This window comes from Neptunomonas antarctica (genome assembly GCF_001305295.1).
GTDB classification, from domain to species: Bacteria; Pseudomonadota; Gammaproteobacteria; order Pseudomonadales; family Balneatricaceae; genus Neptunomonas; species Neptunomonas antarctica.
Genome location: NZ_LJSI01000044.1, coordinates 71,181 through 86,973, shown reverse-complemented (window position 1 = coordinate 86,973; position 15,793 = coordinate 71,181). Strand labels below are relative to the sequence as shown.

At 45.8% G+C, this 15,793-nt stretch carries 12 protein-coding genes; 8 read left to right on the top strand and 4 right to left on the bottom strand.

Going from position 1 to position 15,793, the window contains the following annotated elements:
• Positions 1-43 precede the first annotated feature (43 nt).
• Together glpD and Nant_RS11330 are read right to left on the bottom strand one after the other, a co-directional pair.
• Positions 44-1,558: a glycerol-3-phosphate dehydrogenase gene (gene glpD / locus Nant_RS11335; RefSeq protein ID WP_054341762.1), complete on the bottom strand. Its 1,515-nt coding sequence runs from the start codon at positions 1,556-1,558 to the stop codon at positions 44-46.
• 205 nt (positions 1,559-1,763) lie between these two features.
• A complete protein-coding gene (locus tag Nant_RS11330) occupies positions 1,764-2,522 on the bottom strand; it encodes a DeoR/GlpR family transcriptional regulator (RefSeq protein WP_054341761.1) in 759 nt (252 codons plus the stop codon).
• 234 nt (positions 2,523-2,756) lie between these two features.
• Between Nant_RS11330 and glpK the strand changes: the two genes are divergently transcribed.
• Positions 2,757-4,235, top strand: coding sequence for a glycerol kinase GlpK (gene glpK / locus Nant_RS11325; RefSeq protein ID WP_054341760.1), 1,479 nt, complete (start codon positions 2,757-2,759; stop codon positions 4,233-4,235).
• A 52-nt stretch (positions 4,236-4,287) separates the two neighbouring features.
• Here glpK and Nant_RS11320 read toward each other — a convergent pair whose 3' ends face one another.
• Positions 4,288-6,204 (bottom strand): sigma-54-dependent Fis family transcriptional regulator, encoded by a 1,917-nt coding sequence (locus Nant_RS11320; protein ID WP_054341759.1) that lies wholly within the window; start codon positions 6,202-6,204, stop codon positions 4,288-4,290.
• A 384-nt stretch (positions 6,205-6,588) separates the two neighbouring features.
• Between Nant_RS11320 and Nant_RS11315 the strand changes: the two genes are divergently transcribed.
• The 7 genes from Nant_RS11315 to Nant_RS11285 all read left to right on the top strand — a co-directional run bounded on the left by Nant_RS11315 (position 6,589) and on the right by Nant_RS11285 (position 14,457).
• Entirely contained in the window at positions 6,589-7,680 is a 1,092-nt protein-coding gene (locus Nant_RS11315; protein WP_054341758.1) for an ABC transporter ATP-binding protein, read from the top strand.
• A 1-nt stretch (position 7,681) separates the two neighbouring features.
• Positions 7,682-8,782 (top strand): ABC transporter ATP-binding protein, encoded by a 1,101-nt coding sequence (locus Nant_RS11310; RefSeq protein WP_054341757.1) that lies wholly within the window; start codon positions 7,682-7,684, stop codon positions 8,780-8,782.
• The gene (locus Nant_RS11305) at positions 8,779-9,645 is read left to right on the top strand and encodes a carbohydrate ABC transporter permease (RefSeq protein WP_054341756.1); all 867 of its coding nucleotides are present in this window, start codon (positions 8,779-8,781) and stop codon (positions 9,643-9,645) included. Before Nant_RS11310 ends, Nant_RS11305 begins: the two co-directional genes overlap by 4 nt.
• 67 nt (positions 9,646-9,712) lie before the next feature.
• Entirely contained in the window at positions 9,713-10,519 is an 807-nt protein-coding gene (locus Nant_RS11300) for a carbohydrate ABC transporter permease (protein WP_054341755.1), read from the top strand.
• 14 nt (positions 10,520-10,533) lie between these two features.
• Positions 10,534-10,806, top strand: coding sequence for a DUF2160 domain-containing protein (locus tag Nant_RS11295; protein WP_054341754.1), 273 nt, complete (start codon positions 10,534-10,536; stop codon positions 10,804-10,806).
• 70 nt (positions 10,807-10,876) lie between these two features.
• Positions 10,877-12,619, top strand: a complete 1,743-nt coding sequence (locus tag Nant_RS11290; protein WP_054341753.1) for an ABC transporter substrate-binding protein — start codon at positions 10,877-10,879, stop codon at positions 12,617-12,619.
• A gap of 503 nt (positions 12,620-13,122) precedes the next feature.
• Complete coding sequence (locus Nant_RS11285; RefSeq protein ID WP_054341752.1) at positions 13,123-14,457, top strand: ferredoxin reductase family protein; 1,335 nt, start codon at positions 13,123-13,125, stop codon at positions 14,455-14,457.
• Between the two features lie 250 nt (positions 14,458-14,707).
• Here Nant_RS11285 and Nant_RS11280 read toward each other — a convergent pair whose 3' ends face one another.
• On the bottom strand, positions 14,708-15,574 hold the full coding sequence (locus Nant_RS11280; protein ID WP_238377128.1) for a LysR substrate-binding domain-containing protein: 867 nt from the start codon (positions 15,572-15,574) through the stop codon (positions 14,708-14,710).
• Between the last annotated feature and the right edge of the window lie 219 nt (positions 15,575-15,793).

Genomic DNA, 15,793 nt, shown 5'->3' with positions numbered 1-15,793 from the left:
TTATGAGAATTATTTTTTTTAGTAAAGCAGTCATATTATTAAATCAAGAGACGGCTTTGATGTTTTGATTAAAGTGGTTTTCCATATACTGGGTGAGAACGTCGACTTCTTTATCACTCATGTGCAGGCCCAGCTTGGTTCTGCGCCATATGATGTCTTCAACCGTTAAAGCCCACTCATTATTTATTAGGTAAAGAATCTCCGCTTCATAGAAACCTTCAGCAAATTGATGACCTAAATCGCTCAGCTGAGTCGTGTTCTTCAGCAGATCTACAGTAAGAGTGCCGTAGGTTCTGACAAAACGTCTGAGTAACGGTGTAGGCAACCAGCCATACTGTTTAGTGAACTCTTTTTGCAGGCTGTTCTGGTTACTAAAATTACCGCCGGGTAAGGGTGCATTAGCGGTCCATTTTTCTCCGGAGGTAGGGAAGTATTCGCAGAGTTTATCGACGGCAGCTTCAGACAGTTTTCGGTAGGTGGTTATTTTACCGCCAAAAATGGAGATAAGAGGAGCCTGATTTTCAGGTGCATCCACTTCGAAACTGTAGTCACGGGTGACTGCCTGAGCAGAACCTGCTTCATCGTCGAGTAGAGGTCTTACACCGGAATATGTTCTGACAATATCAGCCGCACTGATCTGAGTACGGAAATGCTGATTAGTAATATTGATTAAGTAGTCAATTTCCCCCTGATCTATCGTCACCTTAGCAGGGTCACCATAGTATTCCTGATCAGTGGTTCCTATCAGAGAGAATTTATCTTCATAAGGAATCACGAATACAATCCGGCCATCTTCATTCTGCAGCATATAGGCTTCAGCTTCATTATGTATCCGGGGAACAATAATATGGCTGCCTTTTACAAGACGGATTTTCTTCGGTGGCGTGGTGCTCATGACTTCGTTGAACAGGCTGGAAACCCAAGGGCCGGCCGCATTTACAATGGAGCGGGTTTGCAGTGTTTCGGTCGCGCCGCTGAAGGTGTCCTGAAGCGTGACTATCCATAGTCCATCGGCACGTTTTGCATTAATACATTTGCAGCGGGTTTTGATTTCGGCTCCTTTGGACTGGGCCGCCAGGGCGTTCAATATCACAAGGCGAGCATCATCAACCCAGCCATCTGAGTATTCGAAACCGCGCTTCATCACTTCTTTTAGCGGACTTTCATTGCCGAATTTAATGCTTTTAGATCCAGCCAGAGTTACGCGTTTTGCCAGATGATCGTAGAGAAACAGTCCTGCTTTGATCATCAGTGCGGGTCGCAGATGAGGACGGTGAGGCAGTCTGAAACGTAGTGGCCAGATAATATGCGGCGCATTTTTTAGCAGTATTTCACGTTCGGCCAGCGCTTCTCTGACTAAGCGGAATTCGTAGTATTCAAGGTATCTAAGACCGCCATGAATCAGTTTGCTGCTATTCGAAGAAGTCGCAGAAGCCAAGTCATTCATTTCACTCAGTATTACCGATAGGCCTCGTCCAGCGGCGTCTGCTGCAATGCCGGCACCGTTAATACCGCCGCCTACGACGAGGAGATCATAAACGCCATGTTTAAGGCTCATCTGTGTTTCTCCTCAACGGATACACCTGCTGGAATACCGCTGTATTAAGTTCTTATGATTCGTTTCCAAACACTATAATGTTCTTTGTAGAACAAAATCAATCAAAAACGAACATGTTAGGATAAAAATCTTCCCTGCGAACTTAATATCGAAGATATGTAGGCTTTTGATCCGGCCGCAAGGGCCGGATGAGAATCAGGAGGTGCTATATGATATGCAGGGCGATATCGTTGGCGTTGAGGATGTCGGTGATAGTTTCAGGTGGTGCTTTATCGGTAAATACCTGGTTGATTTGAGAGATGTCGCCTAGCTTTACCATGGCACTACGACCAAATTTTGAATGATCAACGGCGAGAATAATATTATTAGAATGTTCGATTATTGCCTGAGCCACTTTTACTTCACGATAATCAAAGTCGAGCAGTGATCCCTCAGGGCTGATGCCGCTGATACCTATAATGCCGAAATCCATCTGGAATTGGCTAATAAACTCGCTGGTTGCTTCGCCGACAATTCCGCCGTCTCTAAAGCGAACTTCACCTGCCGCAATAATGACGGTGAAATCTTCCTTTGCTGATAGTGTGGCTGCCACATGAATATTGTTGGTGACTATCTTAAGGTTGCGATGCTGTAGTAACGCCCGGGCAATGGTTTCTGTTGTAGTACCAATATTAATAAACAGGGATGCACCATCAGGAATCACTTTTACTAATTCCATTGCGATGCGTTCTTTGGCTTCAAGGTTCATGATTTTACGGGACTGGTAAGAAACATTAACGGTGCTGGAATCTGATCCGGCTCCACCGTGGTGGCGGCGTAGCTTTTTCGCTTCAGCGAGTTGATTAAGGTCTCTGCGAATCGTTTGCGGTGTGACTTTAAAGTGGGTAACTAGCTCATCGATACTGACAAAGCCTTTTTGCTGGACTAGCTCCATAATTTGCAGTTGACGTCGATTTTGTGACATGTGGACATCCTTTCGGTAACTATCTTGGCTTTGCCTCGCCGGCTGATTCAGGCCATTATATGGGCAATTAACTATGTAGGAAATTATCGCATATAGCGGTTGAATTTGTTGACGGAGTTTCATTTAAGTTCACAGCGAAAGGTTCGAATATGAAATTAATTCGTTGTTCGTTCATTCGTTTTGATGCATTATCGAACAATAAAGAACATATATAATAATAAGTAGGGTTTGTTCATGTCAGGTTACATATTATCCATTGATCAAGGTACTACAAGCTCAAGGGCTGTTCTGTTCAATACACAAGGGCGGGTGCATGCGTTGGCTCAAAAGGAGTTTTCACAGCATTTTCCAAATGATGGCTGGGTTGAACATAATCCAGATGATTTGTGGGATACGGTTCTGTATACATGTCGGCATGTATTGAGTGAAAATTCAGTATCCGCAAGTGATCTGATCGCTATTGGTATTACCAATCAAAGGGAAACAACGATTGTCTGGGATCGGGAAACAGGACGGCCTGTCTACAATGCGATTGTCTGGCAGGACCGTCGTACTTCAGGGTATTGTCAGTCTTTGAAGGATCAGGGTTACGAAGATCTTATTAGCGTCAGAACTGGATTGTTGATCGATCCGTATTTTTCAGCGACGAAAATTCGTTGGATATTAGATGAGGTGCCTGGCGTAAGAGCGCGGGCAGAACGTGGCGAGCTGGTTTTTGGTACCGTCGACAGTTATCTGTTGTGGCATTTGACCGATGGCAAAGAGCACCGTACCGATGCAACCAACGCTTCGCGTACCTTGCTATTCAATATTCATACTCAGGAGTGGGACCCAGACCTGCTGGAATTATTTAGTATTCCCGCTTCAATGTTACCTGAAGTGATGGATTGTGCTGCTGACTTCGGTGTTTCATGTAAAGGGTTGCTGGGCGAGGAAGTGCCCATTCTGGGTATGGCCGGTGATCAGCAAGCGGCGTTGTTTGGCCAGACCTGTTTCAAGGAGGGGATGGCAAAAAGCACCTACGGTACAGGTTGTTTTCTGATGTTGAATACCGGCGATAAGGCACTCGTTTCAAAGAACCGATTGCTGACAACCGTGGCTTATCGGCTTAACGGTAAGCCAACCTATGCGTTAGAGGGAAGTATTTTTATAGCAGGGGCGACTATTCAATGGCTGCGTGATGGTTTGCAACTTATTAAGGGCGCCTCCGATGCTGAGCTGCTGGCTCAGCAGACTCCACTGGATCATGGTGTCTATATGGTGCCTGCATTTACCGGATTGGGGGCGCCTTATTGGGACCCAAATGCGCGCGGAGCTATCTTCGGACTTACCCGGGATACAGGTATTAAAGAAATTGTGACGGCGGGTCTGCAAGCGGTCTGTTATCAGACGAAGGACCTGCAAAAAGCGATGGAAAGTGACGGAGTCAGGCCTATCACATTAAGAGTTGATGGTGGTATGGCGGTAAATGACTGGGTCCTGACTTTTCTTGCGGATATTCTGGGGGCGAATGTAGACCGGCCGGAAATTATAGAAACTACGGCCTTGGGTGTAGCTTATTTAGCAGGCTTGAAAGCGGGGGTTTTTGAGTCTTTGGAAGCGTTGCAGGCTATGTGGCGCTGCGATAAGCGTTTTGAACCAGTGATGTCTAAATCAACGCGTGACGATTTTTATGCGGGCTGGCAGGATGCTGTCAGACGTGTACAGAACTAAGCGGATTCCTATCTGGATGACAATGCAGGCACCGGGAGTCTGATCCTGGTGCTTAGAGTCGTATACCAATACTTTTCAGACGTTTATACAGAGTGTTTCGGCTGATGCTCAGAGCTCTTGCGGTGCGTGAAATGTTGCCCTTATTCAGATTGTATTCCCTTAATGTATCTTGATTAACGTTGTTTTCAGCGAGAATGCGGACTGATGATGCGTTGATAATAGACTGAGAGTAACCTGCAACAGGTGTTGAGCGTTTTGTCTTCTCTGAATTTTTGTGCTCGTCGCTATCATTAAAAAAATCATCCGGCAGGTGCCATGGTTGAACGCTATCGTCGCCGGCCATTGACAGCGCGATCAATATGACATTCTTCAGTTGTCTGAAATTACCAGGCCACGGATGGTTAGCCAGCAGGATTACCACTTCTTCAGAGAGCCCTTCTGGTTGCTGGCCCTCACAGAGATGGCTGTGTATATTTTGTATCAGTTCATGTTTGTCGGTGCGGTCCTTGAGTGCAGGGAGTTGTATATTCAGGCCACTGATTCTGAAATAAAGATCATCCCTGAACAGTCCGTTTTCAGTTAGCTTCTTGAGATCCCGTTTGGATGATGACATTATTTTGATATCCACCGGAACCGCTCTGTTTGAGCCCAGAGGGGATATTTTTTTCTCTTCGAAAACACGTAGGAATTTACTTTGCACTGATAGAGGGATTTCGCTGATTTCATCCAGAAATAATATGCCTTTATCTGCTTTACGAATTAAACCTATGCTATCCGGGTCGTCTGAGTCATAGCCAAACAGTTCTGCTTCAATGGTTTGCTCAGATATTGCCGCGCAGTTTATGGTGATAAATGGATGTTGATGCCGGTTACTGCTGTCGTGAAGTGCTTTGCAAAACTCTTCTTTACCTGCACCGGTCTCTCCCTGTAATAAGATCGGAATATCTTTTTCAAATATGGCGGTTGCCATTTTCAGACTGCGATCTACTTGCGGATCGCCATAGCTGATTTTTATTTTCGATATCTTCGCGTCAGATTCCTGTCCGGGTTGAGGTCGGGATTCTTGGCGTACTGGCTGCCGTTCGCGATAGTCTGGCGCAGCCATGTAGCCTTTAAGTGGTCGCTGAATGGTGGCATACATAGTGTATTTATTAAGAGCGACGACGGCAATGGGTTGTCCTTTTGGTTGGTTTTTGAGTTCAAACAAAGGACAACCAAAAATATCTTCGACGTTTTTCAGTGCAAGTTCGAATCTAAGGAGCATCTCTGCCCGTTTATTAGCTGAAATGATGCTGCCATTTTCATTGAACGCGATCAGACCGATCCATTGACTGTCCAGATTATTATTACTGGTGTTAAAGCTCATCAGAAAATGATCATCACTAAACTTACTGTGGATAAGGCGATTTTCAACAGATTGTGACATCATTTTAACCATGCCAAAGGTATGAGCCTGAGGCAGATATGCATCACTGGATACGTCCAGAACAGCTAATAGCTGGTTATTTGTGTCATAGATAGGAGCGGCTGACCCGATCATGAATCGGTTGTGTTTTAAGTAATGCTCATCCCGCTGGATTTGCACAGCTTGCCCCGTAGCAATAGCGGTGCCGATAGCATTAGTGCCGTTTATTCGTTCGGACCAGTGGGTGCCTTCAGCGAGGGCGTGCTGTTGTTCCTTATTTATAAACCGCTTATCACCCCAACAATTCAATACCTGCCCGCGTTGATCGGTAAGCATTATCAGGCAGCTTGAGTTGGCAAGAATGTTTTCATAATACGGAAGTACTTCCCGGTCAGTAGTGCCGAGCAGGTACCGGTGCTCTGCCTGCAGGTCTTTAATTTCACCTGTTGGCATCGTTGAATAGTCTGCTTCTGACGTGTGATTAAGGCCATAGAGGTCGCAGCGTTGCCATGATGAGTTGACAACCTGAATATGCTCTGTGGACGTATTCTTATTATTATTCATGCGGGTTCTTTATTTTCTTTTATGCAGAGTCTAGTGGATTAATGACTCACTTTATAGTGATTGTTGTTCATGTAAAGTGTTCAAAACTGTTCAGTCTTTTAAATATTATGAACATGTATGTTCGAAAAAGAAACTTCCTTGTGCGGAAAAGAATCTTTGGTATCTGTATAAGTTCTTATATAACAATAGCTTGATAATTTTATTGTTTTTTTCTTTATTTCCATCAGTGTTCTGTCATTATGTAAGTTCGTTATCGAATATCTAGTTTTCGGGTTCCATGTCCTAGCTTCTAGGTTCCACGTTTCGAATTTGCATCCGGTATTGAGTAAGTGTTATTGCCGGTGAGAAAACTGAATAAGAATAAAAATAATAAAGGACAACATAATGTCTCTTTCTCTTCAAAATGTATCGCTGATTGCCGATAGCGAATACTACATTGATAATGCGAATCTGACGCTTGAGTCAGGTTCTTTTAACGTTCTATTGGGTCGTACCCTTGCCGGTAAAACTTCGCTAATGCGTCTGATGGCGGGCCTTGATAAGCCCACCGAAGGCCGCGTTATGATGAATGGCGTTGATGTAACAGGAGTGTCCGTACAGAAACGAAATATTTCTATGGTTTATCAGCAGTTCATTAATTATCCAAGTTGGACTGTTTTCGAAAATATCGCCTCTCCGTTACGATTGGAAAAGCTTGCTGAATCTGAAATTATAAGACGCGTCCATGAAACAGCTGAAATGCTGCATATAGAGGACTTTTTGCAACGTCGCCCTCTTGAATTATCGGGTGGTCAGCAGCAGCGGACGGCAATGGCCAGAGCGCTGGTGAAAGACGCGAGTCTGATTCTGTTCGATGAGCCTTTGGTTAATCTTGACTATAAGCTGCGTGAAGAACTGCGTCAGGAGATTCGTGAGCTGCTTAAAGCACGAAACTCTCTTGCGGTATATGCCACCACAGAGCCCAGCGAAGCACTGGCACTAGGTGGCACGACGACACTTTTGCACGAAGGTAGAATCATTCAAAGTGGTGTGTCATCAGAGGTATTCCGCTTTCCGGTCAATATTGATGCCGCCGGACTGTTTAGTGAGCCTCCGATCAACCTGATTCCTGGCTTTGTCTCTGAATCTGAAATGACTTTCGATGAATTCGTACATTTCCCCCTCAATCAGGATCTGCGTGGTTTCAAACCAGGCGCTTATGTTTGTGGTGTGCGTCCAAGTCATATTGGTCTGGTACCACATGCTGATGATGATCTGGAAATTTCTGTGCGGGTGGAAGTTGCTGAAATCAGTGGCTCTGAAACATTTTTGCATGTGAAGAATGACCATTGCAGTCTGGTTCTACAGTTGTCTGGGGTGCATGAATATCGCATAGATACGCCGATTAAAGTTTATCTTCCGACCCATAAGCTGTTTATGTTTGGTCTCAATGGCACGACGCTTCAGGCGCCTGGCCGCCTGCATAAGGGGGCATGATATGGCTGAAATTCATCTTAAAAAACTGGCGCACAGTTACAGTGCTAATCCGAAGTTTACATCTGAGTACGCTATTCGGGAAATGGATCATGTGTGGGAACAGGGGGGGGCTTATGCTCTGTTGGGGCCTTCCGGTTGTGGTAAGAGTACGCTGCTAAATATCATATCAGGGTTGCTATCTCCTTCCGAGGGAGAAGTTCTGTTTGATGGTGAACGAGTCAACGATTTGACCCCTTCACAGCGAAATATTGCACAGGTTTTTCAGTTTCCTGTTATCTACGATTCAATGACGGTGTTCGATAACCTGGCCTTTCCGCTACGCAATATGAAAGTTCCTGAATCAAAAGTGAAGAAGAAGGTTTTTGAAATTGCCGAAATTCTTGAGTTGCAGGACGTATTACATAATAAAGCTAAAAACTTAAGCGCTGACGAGAAGCAAAAAGTATCCATGGGCCGGGGATTGGTTCGGGATGATGTTTCCGCGATTCTTTTTGATGAGCCGCTAACAGTCATTGATCCGCATCTGAAGTGGAAGCTCCGTCGTAAGCTCAAGCAGATTCATGAGCAGTTTAATATCACCATGGTTTATGTGACCCACGATCAGTTAGAAGCGGCGACTTTTGCCGACAAAATTGCACTGATGTATGACGGAAATATTGTCCAGTTTGGTACCCCTCGTGAGCTTTTTGAGAAACCCAATCATACGTTTGTTGGTTATTTTATAGGTAGCCCGGGTATGAACTTTATTGAAGTGGCTCGCTGTGCTGGTGGGGTTGAGTTTGCTGGAATTACCTTCCCGGTGGATGCCGGCATCCAGGATATTCTTGATCAGGTGCCCACTGATAATCTGAAACTTGGTATCCGTCCTGAATTTGTGCATGTCTGTGCTGAATCAATCGAAGGTTCGTTTGAGTGCGATATCAAGCATATTGAAGATTTAGGTACCTATAAAATAATTACCCTGGACTTAAAGGGTCGCACCTTAAAAGCCCGTATAGATGAAGATCAACAGATACCTGAACATAAAGTATACGTCAGCTTTCCTAAACAGTGGCTAAAGCTTTATGTCGATGAATACCTGATAGAGGGGGATTCAGAATGAAGAAAGTGGTGAATAATAAGGCCTGGTTTTTAGTTCTGCCGGTTGTTGTGTTAGTTGCCTTTTCGGCAATAATTCCATTGATGACCGTAGTTAACTACTCCGTTCAGGATATTTTCGATGTAAATAACGCGTATTTTGTGGGTGCCGAATGGTACCGTGACATTTTACAGAATCCGCGTTTACAGGATTCGCTGGTTCGCCAGTTTATCTTCTCTTTTTTTGTCCTGCTGATCGAGATACCTCTGGGTATTGCCGTGGCACTGATGATGCCAACAAAAGGTGCACGCGCATCGTTATGTCTGATCCTGCTGGCGATTCCTCTGTTGATTCCGCTGAATGTCGTAGGGACTATCTGGCAAGTATTCGGACGTACTGATATTGGTCTGTTTGGCTGGACGTTGACCCATCTCGGTATGGACTACAACTATGCCTCAAATCCGATTGATGCCTGGTTTACTGTATTGCTGATGGATGTATGGCACTGGACATCTCTCGTGGCGCTGCTGTGTTATTCCGGGCTGCGTGCGATTCCTGATGTTTACTATCAGGCCGCTAGCATTGACAGGGCGTCTGGCTGGGCCATCTTCAGGTATATCCAGTTACCTAAGTTGCAAAGTGTGCTGGTGATCGGCGTGCTACTGCGCTTTATGGATAGCTTCATGATCTATACCGAACCTTTCGTACTGACCGGCGGCGGTCCGGGTAACTCCACTACCTTCCTTAGTCAGACCCTGACACAGATGGCTATTGGTCAGTTTGATGTGGGGCCTGCTGCTGCCTTCTCGCTTATCTATTTTCTGATAGTGCTGCTGGTTAGTTGGTTGTTCTTTACAACTATTTCTCATATGGATAAAGCTAAGTAGGGGTGGATATGACTTCAATAATAGGACCATCCGTACTTGGCTCTGTGACGACCAGTAGGAGAAATGTATGAATAAGCAAACAAAGAAAAACGTGGGTATCAGTGTTTATCTCTTCTTCGTACTGCTGCCTATTTACTGGCTTCTGAATATGTCATTCAAAAGTAATGAAGAGATTCTGGGGGCGCTGACGCTCTGGCCTGAAAGCTTCACGTTTGATAACTATGCGGTCATTTTTACTGACCCGACCTGGTACATGGGCTATGTGAACTCAATGACGTACGTCATGATGAACATGGCGATTACACTCGTTGTTGCACTGCCTGCTGCTTATGCATTCAGCCGTTATCGATTTATTGGCGATAAGCATCTGTTTTTCTGGCTTTTGACTAACCGTATGGCTCCGCCCGCCGTATTTCTGTTGCCTTTCTTCCAACTTTACTCATCAGTAGGTTTGTTTGACACCCATCTTGCCGTCGCGCTGGCTCACTGTCTGTTCAGCGTACCGCTGGCGGTCTGGATTCTGGAAGGCTTTATGTCCGGAGTACCCCGTGAGATTGATGAAACGGCTTACATTGATGGCTATAGCTTTCACAAGTTCTTTATCAAGATTTTTATACCGATGATCGGTTCAGGTATCGGTGTTACTGCCTTCTTTACCTTCATGTTCTCCTGGGTTGAGCTGCTATTAGCCAGAACTCTGACATCGGTAGAAGCTAAGCCTATTGCCGCCATTATGACCCGTACCTCCGGTGCAACCGGTATCGATTGGGGTGTGTTGGCGGCGGCGGGTGTGCTGACCATTATTCCAGGGTTGCTGGTTGTCTGGTTTGTACGAAATCATGTAGCAAAAGGTTTTGCTCTCGGACGTGTGTAATAGAGGTATTAGTTATGAACTGGATGGCTTGGACACTACCTACGGCACTTTTTTTCTCCTTTATTGCCGTAATTTTGATCTGTATGACTGTGTATGAAATTAAATCGCCCTGCGTTGAAAGGAAGGGTTTCTTACCCATCGAAACAACCCGCGGGGACCGCTTATTTATAGGTCTACTGGCCAGTGGTTATATTCACCTGGTGTTTGTCGGTTTATCAGAAATGAGTCTTTTTATAGCATTAGGAATTTCCTTTGTATGGCTGGCGATAGTCTTACGGTGGGGGTAGAGACTGCAATGACAGGTCTGACGGATCGGTTATCGCAACAATAAATAGCAATCTTGAATATGAGGTTCATATGAAAAAAAATAATAAATGGCCAAAACTGTTGATTCTCAGTGCGGCGGTTTCAGCCGTGACGATGAGTGCCTATGTACAGGCTGACCAGTATAGTGATGCGGCAAAAAAATGGGTAAGTAATGAATTCCAGACATCTACTTTAACTGAAGCTCAGCAGCTGGAAGAACTGAAATGGTTTGCAGAGGCTGCTAAACCTTACCGTGGTATGACTATCAATGTTGCCTCTGAAACTATTGCGACGCATGAGTATGAGTCGCAGGTGTTGGCTAAGGCATTCACGGAGTTAACCGGAATTACGATCGTACATGATCTTATGCAGGAAGGTGATGTTGTTGAAAAACTTCAGACTCAGATGCAGTCTGATAGAAATATCTACGATGCCTATATTAATGATTCTGATCTGATCGGTACGCATTTTCGCTACGGTAAAGTCGTCCCTATCTCCGATATGATGGAGGGTGATGGTAAAGATGTTACTTTGCCGACGCTTGATCTTAAGGACTTCATTGGTCTTGATTTCACAACGGGCCCTGATGGAAAACTGTATCAGCTGCCAGATCAGCAGTTTGCCAACCTGTACTGGTTTCGTGCCGACTGGTTTGAGCGTGCGGACTTGAAAAAACAGTTTAAGGATATCTACGGTTATGAATTAGGTGTGCCAGTGAACTGGTCTGCCTATGAAGATATTGCCGAATTTTTCTCTGTACATGTAAAAGAGATTGATGGCGAACGTGTCTACGGTCATATGGATTACGGTAAGAAAGACCCTTCCCTTGGCTGGCGTTTCACGGATGCCTGGTTCTCAATGGCGGGGGCCGGTGATAAGGGTCTGCCAAACGGCTTGCCGGTTGATGAGTGGGGTATCCGGGTCGATGGTTGTAAGCCTGTCGGTTCAAGTGTTTCACGTGGTGGAGCAACGAACGGGCCTGCTGCTGTATATGCAACGACTAAATACGTTGACTGGCTGCGTGAATATGCGCCACCAGAAGCTCAGGGTATGACATTCTCTGAGGCGGGTCCGGTGCCTGCTCAGGGAGCCATTGCGCAGCAGATTTTCTGGTATACGGCCTTTACGGCGAGTATGACATCAGAAGGTTTGCCGGTGGTAAACGAAGATGGAACGCCAAAGTGGCGTATGGCTCCTTCTCCTAAAGGCCCTTACTGGGAAGAGGGGATGAAGCTGGGTTATCAGGATACCGGTTCATGGACATTCATGAAGTCCACGCCGAAAGAGCGTCGCCTGGCGGCCTGGTTGTATGCACAGTTTACCGTATCGAAAACGGTTTCTCTGAAGAAAACTCTGGTAGGTCTGACGCCTATTCGTGAGTCTGATATCTTCTCCGATGCCATGACTGAAGCAGCGCCAAAACTGGGTGGTCTGGTTGAGTTTTATCGCAGCCCGGCGCGTACACAGTGGACGCCTACGGGTACTAACGTACCCGATTATCCAAAGCTGGCTCAACTATGGTGGCAGCATATTGCTGAAGCTGCGAGTGGCGAGAAAACACCACAGCAAGCACTGGATGGTTTGGCAGCGGCTCAGGATAAGGTGATGCATCGTCTGGAACGTGCCGATGTACAGGGTGAGTGTGGTCCTAAGCTGAATCCTGAAATTGATCCTCAGGAGTGGCTGAGTCAGCCAGGTGCACCGAAAGCAAAATTGGCTAACGAGAAACCGCAGGGTGAAACCGTGGCTTATAAAGACCTGCTGAAAAGCTGGAAAGATGCCGCCGTTAAGTAAAGATGAAACGCCTGTCCGGCCTATGATTTAGGGCGGGCACGCGCTGCTGCATTATTGATCTGATAACCTCTTTCGATTAAATAGTATGAAAGAGGTTATCGGTTTTCTTGACCTATGCCGGCATTATTTTTGCTTTCGCTTTCTAAGGTCGGCATTTTTATTTGTCTGAAAGAGTATAAACTGTTCTGGCAAAGGCTCATGCCTGAGCAAATTAAAATCTCTGCTACAACGCAATGTTTTTCATATCAATGATTGTGTTCTTTGCAAAACTTTACACAAGATTACATCAATTGACCTTCTTCAGTTTGGCCTGGCTGTATACAATATAGTATTGATAACTATGAAAATTAGTGGTTCCTCTATACCCACTATTTTGAATAGTTATTTGCTTAATGGTATTCCCATTGGACTGTTTGCTTAATGATTTCGGATAATATAAAGATGTGTATATCGGAGTTATAGGGAATGGAATTCTTATCTCAAACTGCTAAAGAATATTGAATATGAAACAGATTAAAATTTCCTTTGTCGCCTTGCTACTACTTTTTACTGCGCTATGGCTATTCGCGGATACCTTGATGCCGGAGCCGTTTACTTACTTCAGTTTTCGTACTGTATTTATTCAATATAGTGGTGTTATTGCCATCGGCGTGATGAGTATCGCCATGTTTCTAGCGCTTCGTCCTAAATGGCTGGAGCCTCATCTGGATGGTTTGGACAAGATGTACCGGCTGCATAAGTGGTTAGGTGTTACTGCATTAATTATTACAGTGCTTCACTGGTGGATGGCACAGGGTACTAAATGGATGGTCGGCTGGGGATGGCTGGACAAGCCTGCTCGTGGCCCCCGTGGCACTGAAACGCTCGGATTTATAGAAGATTTGTTGCATAGTCAGCGCGGCTTTGCGGAATCTGTTGGCGAATGGGCATTTTATGCGGCCGCCGCTCTGATGGTCCTCGCTTTAATTAAACGCTTCCCCTATCACCTGTTCGTTAAAATTCATCAACTGATATCCCTTGCTTATCTGGCACTGGCTTATCATAGCGTTGTGTTAATTAAGTTCGAATACTGGATGCAGCCAGTCGGCTGGTTGATGGCGGGATTGTTATTAGGTGGCACGATAGCCGCGGTGCTGGCGCTGACGGGGCGCATAGGTAAAGGCCGAAAAGTTAAAGGAAGTATTGATAGCCTGACTTACTATGATTCTCTGAGCGTGCTTGAGGTCAGCGTAGTGCTACAGGACGGCTGGCGTGGTCACCGTGCCGGCCAATTTGCTTTTGTGACATCGAATAAGAAGGAAGGGGCGCATCCTTACACCATTGCTTCTGCCTGGGATCCGAAAGATCTACGCACCGTCTTTATAGCTAAGGCGCTGGGTGACCATACCGGTCGCTTACGTGAACAGCTGAAAACAGGGATGCCTGTCACAGTAGAAGGGCCTTATGGCTGTTTTGATTTTAACGATGATCAGCCACGTCAGATCTGGGTAGGGGCAGGTATCGGTATAACTCCTTTTGTGGCCCGTCTTAAAGAGTTAGCGAAGACGCCGGGAGAAAAACCAATTGACCTGTTTCATCCCACAGCGGATTACAATCAGGCCGCCATCGATAAGCTGACCGCCGACGCTAAGGCGGCAGGGGTCAAATTACATGTTATGGTCAGTGGCAAAGGCGCTCGTCTGGATCACAGAGCAATTCGAGCTAGCGTTCCGGAATGGTCGTCAGCCAGCATTTGGTTTTGTGGTCCACAAGGGTTTGGGTTCTCATTACGTAAAGGCTTTATCGCCAACGGTTTGTCTGCGAAGCATTACCATCAGGAAATTTTTCAGATGCGTTGAGCGTAGATTATCTCTCCTTCACTCGGCGTCTTGTACTAAGTTTCTTGTACTAAACGTTGTCTACTAAACAGGTCGTCGAGTGGTCTGTTCGAGCTAAATATTGAGCATCATGTCAGCTTTTATCGTGATGACTTTGACGAAATTATGGTCAGGATTGCCAATTTAAACCTGAACGACTCCATTAGTATGGTATCTGCATAGCTCTTGGTACCCCCGGCCTTTTGGGTGTGCCCGCGTTGATGGGTAACGTCTACCTGTGTAGGGTCATATCGTTTTGCAGCCATTCGATAAAGGTTCGCACATGCTGTTGATCGAGCCTGTCCTTACGGCATACGAGCCCCCACTCTCCCAAGCCTTCCGCGCAATGAAGCACCGGCTGGATCAGTCGGCCAGCGTTTATGTCTTTTTCTGCAAAAGGGCCGTTAACCAAGGTGATTCCTTCCCCATCCATCGCCATTTCCAGAGCAATGGCGGTACTGTCGACGCTGATTGAGTGAGCAGTATGTATTTCACTTAACCCTGCAGAATCAAACCAGTCTTGCCACTGCCAGGCCTCTGAGGTGACGGTCAAAAGTGGATAGTCAAGTATGTCCTGTGGTTGTAGAGGTTTGCGGTTGTTATCAATCAAGCCCGGGCTGCAGACAGGGAACAGTTTTGATGGTATCAGAGGTGTCCAGTGCAGGTGGTGTTCGGGTGGTGTTCGGCAAAATATTAGGCCGATGTCGGCGTTGATTTCATCAAAATGTTGTTCCTGAATACTGGATATCAAGTGCAATTCAAGATCCGGGTGCTGTGCCTGGAAGCGCGGCAATCGATGCGATAGCCAGCGGATAGAAACGGATATGTAGGTTTGTATTCGTAAAATAGGTTTGCTGGCGCTACGTCGAATCGATTCGCTGCCGTTAGTTAATAATTCCAATGCTTCCCGAACTACCGGGTAGAATCGTGTGCCCTCATCGGTGAGCACGCTATAGCGACCTTCCCGTACAAATAATTTACAACCCAGGCTTTCTTCAAGTGTCTGTATCTGGTGGCTGATGGCAGGGTGGGTCAGGTTAAGTTCTTCCGCTGCTTTGCGAAAACTAAGCAGCCGCGCCGTGCTCTCAAACCCTTTCAATGCCTTCAGCGGGGGGAGCTTTCTAAAATCAAAAGAATGACTCTTAACTGCTGCCTATCCATAATCCTGCTATTTAGTATCAAAAGCCTGTCTGGTTGGTAAGTAAACTTACCGGTTAGAAAAAAAATGTCAATTGTGCTCTGTGCTGCCAGATGTGAATATTTGCTGAATAGTGGCTTGTATGGCGCGTTCGTCAGATATCTCTTCCTTTATGTGAAA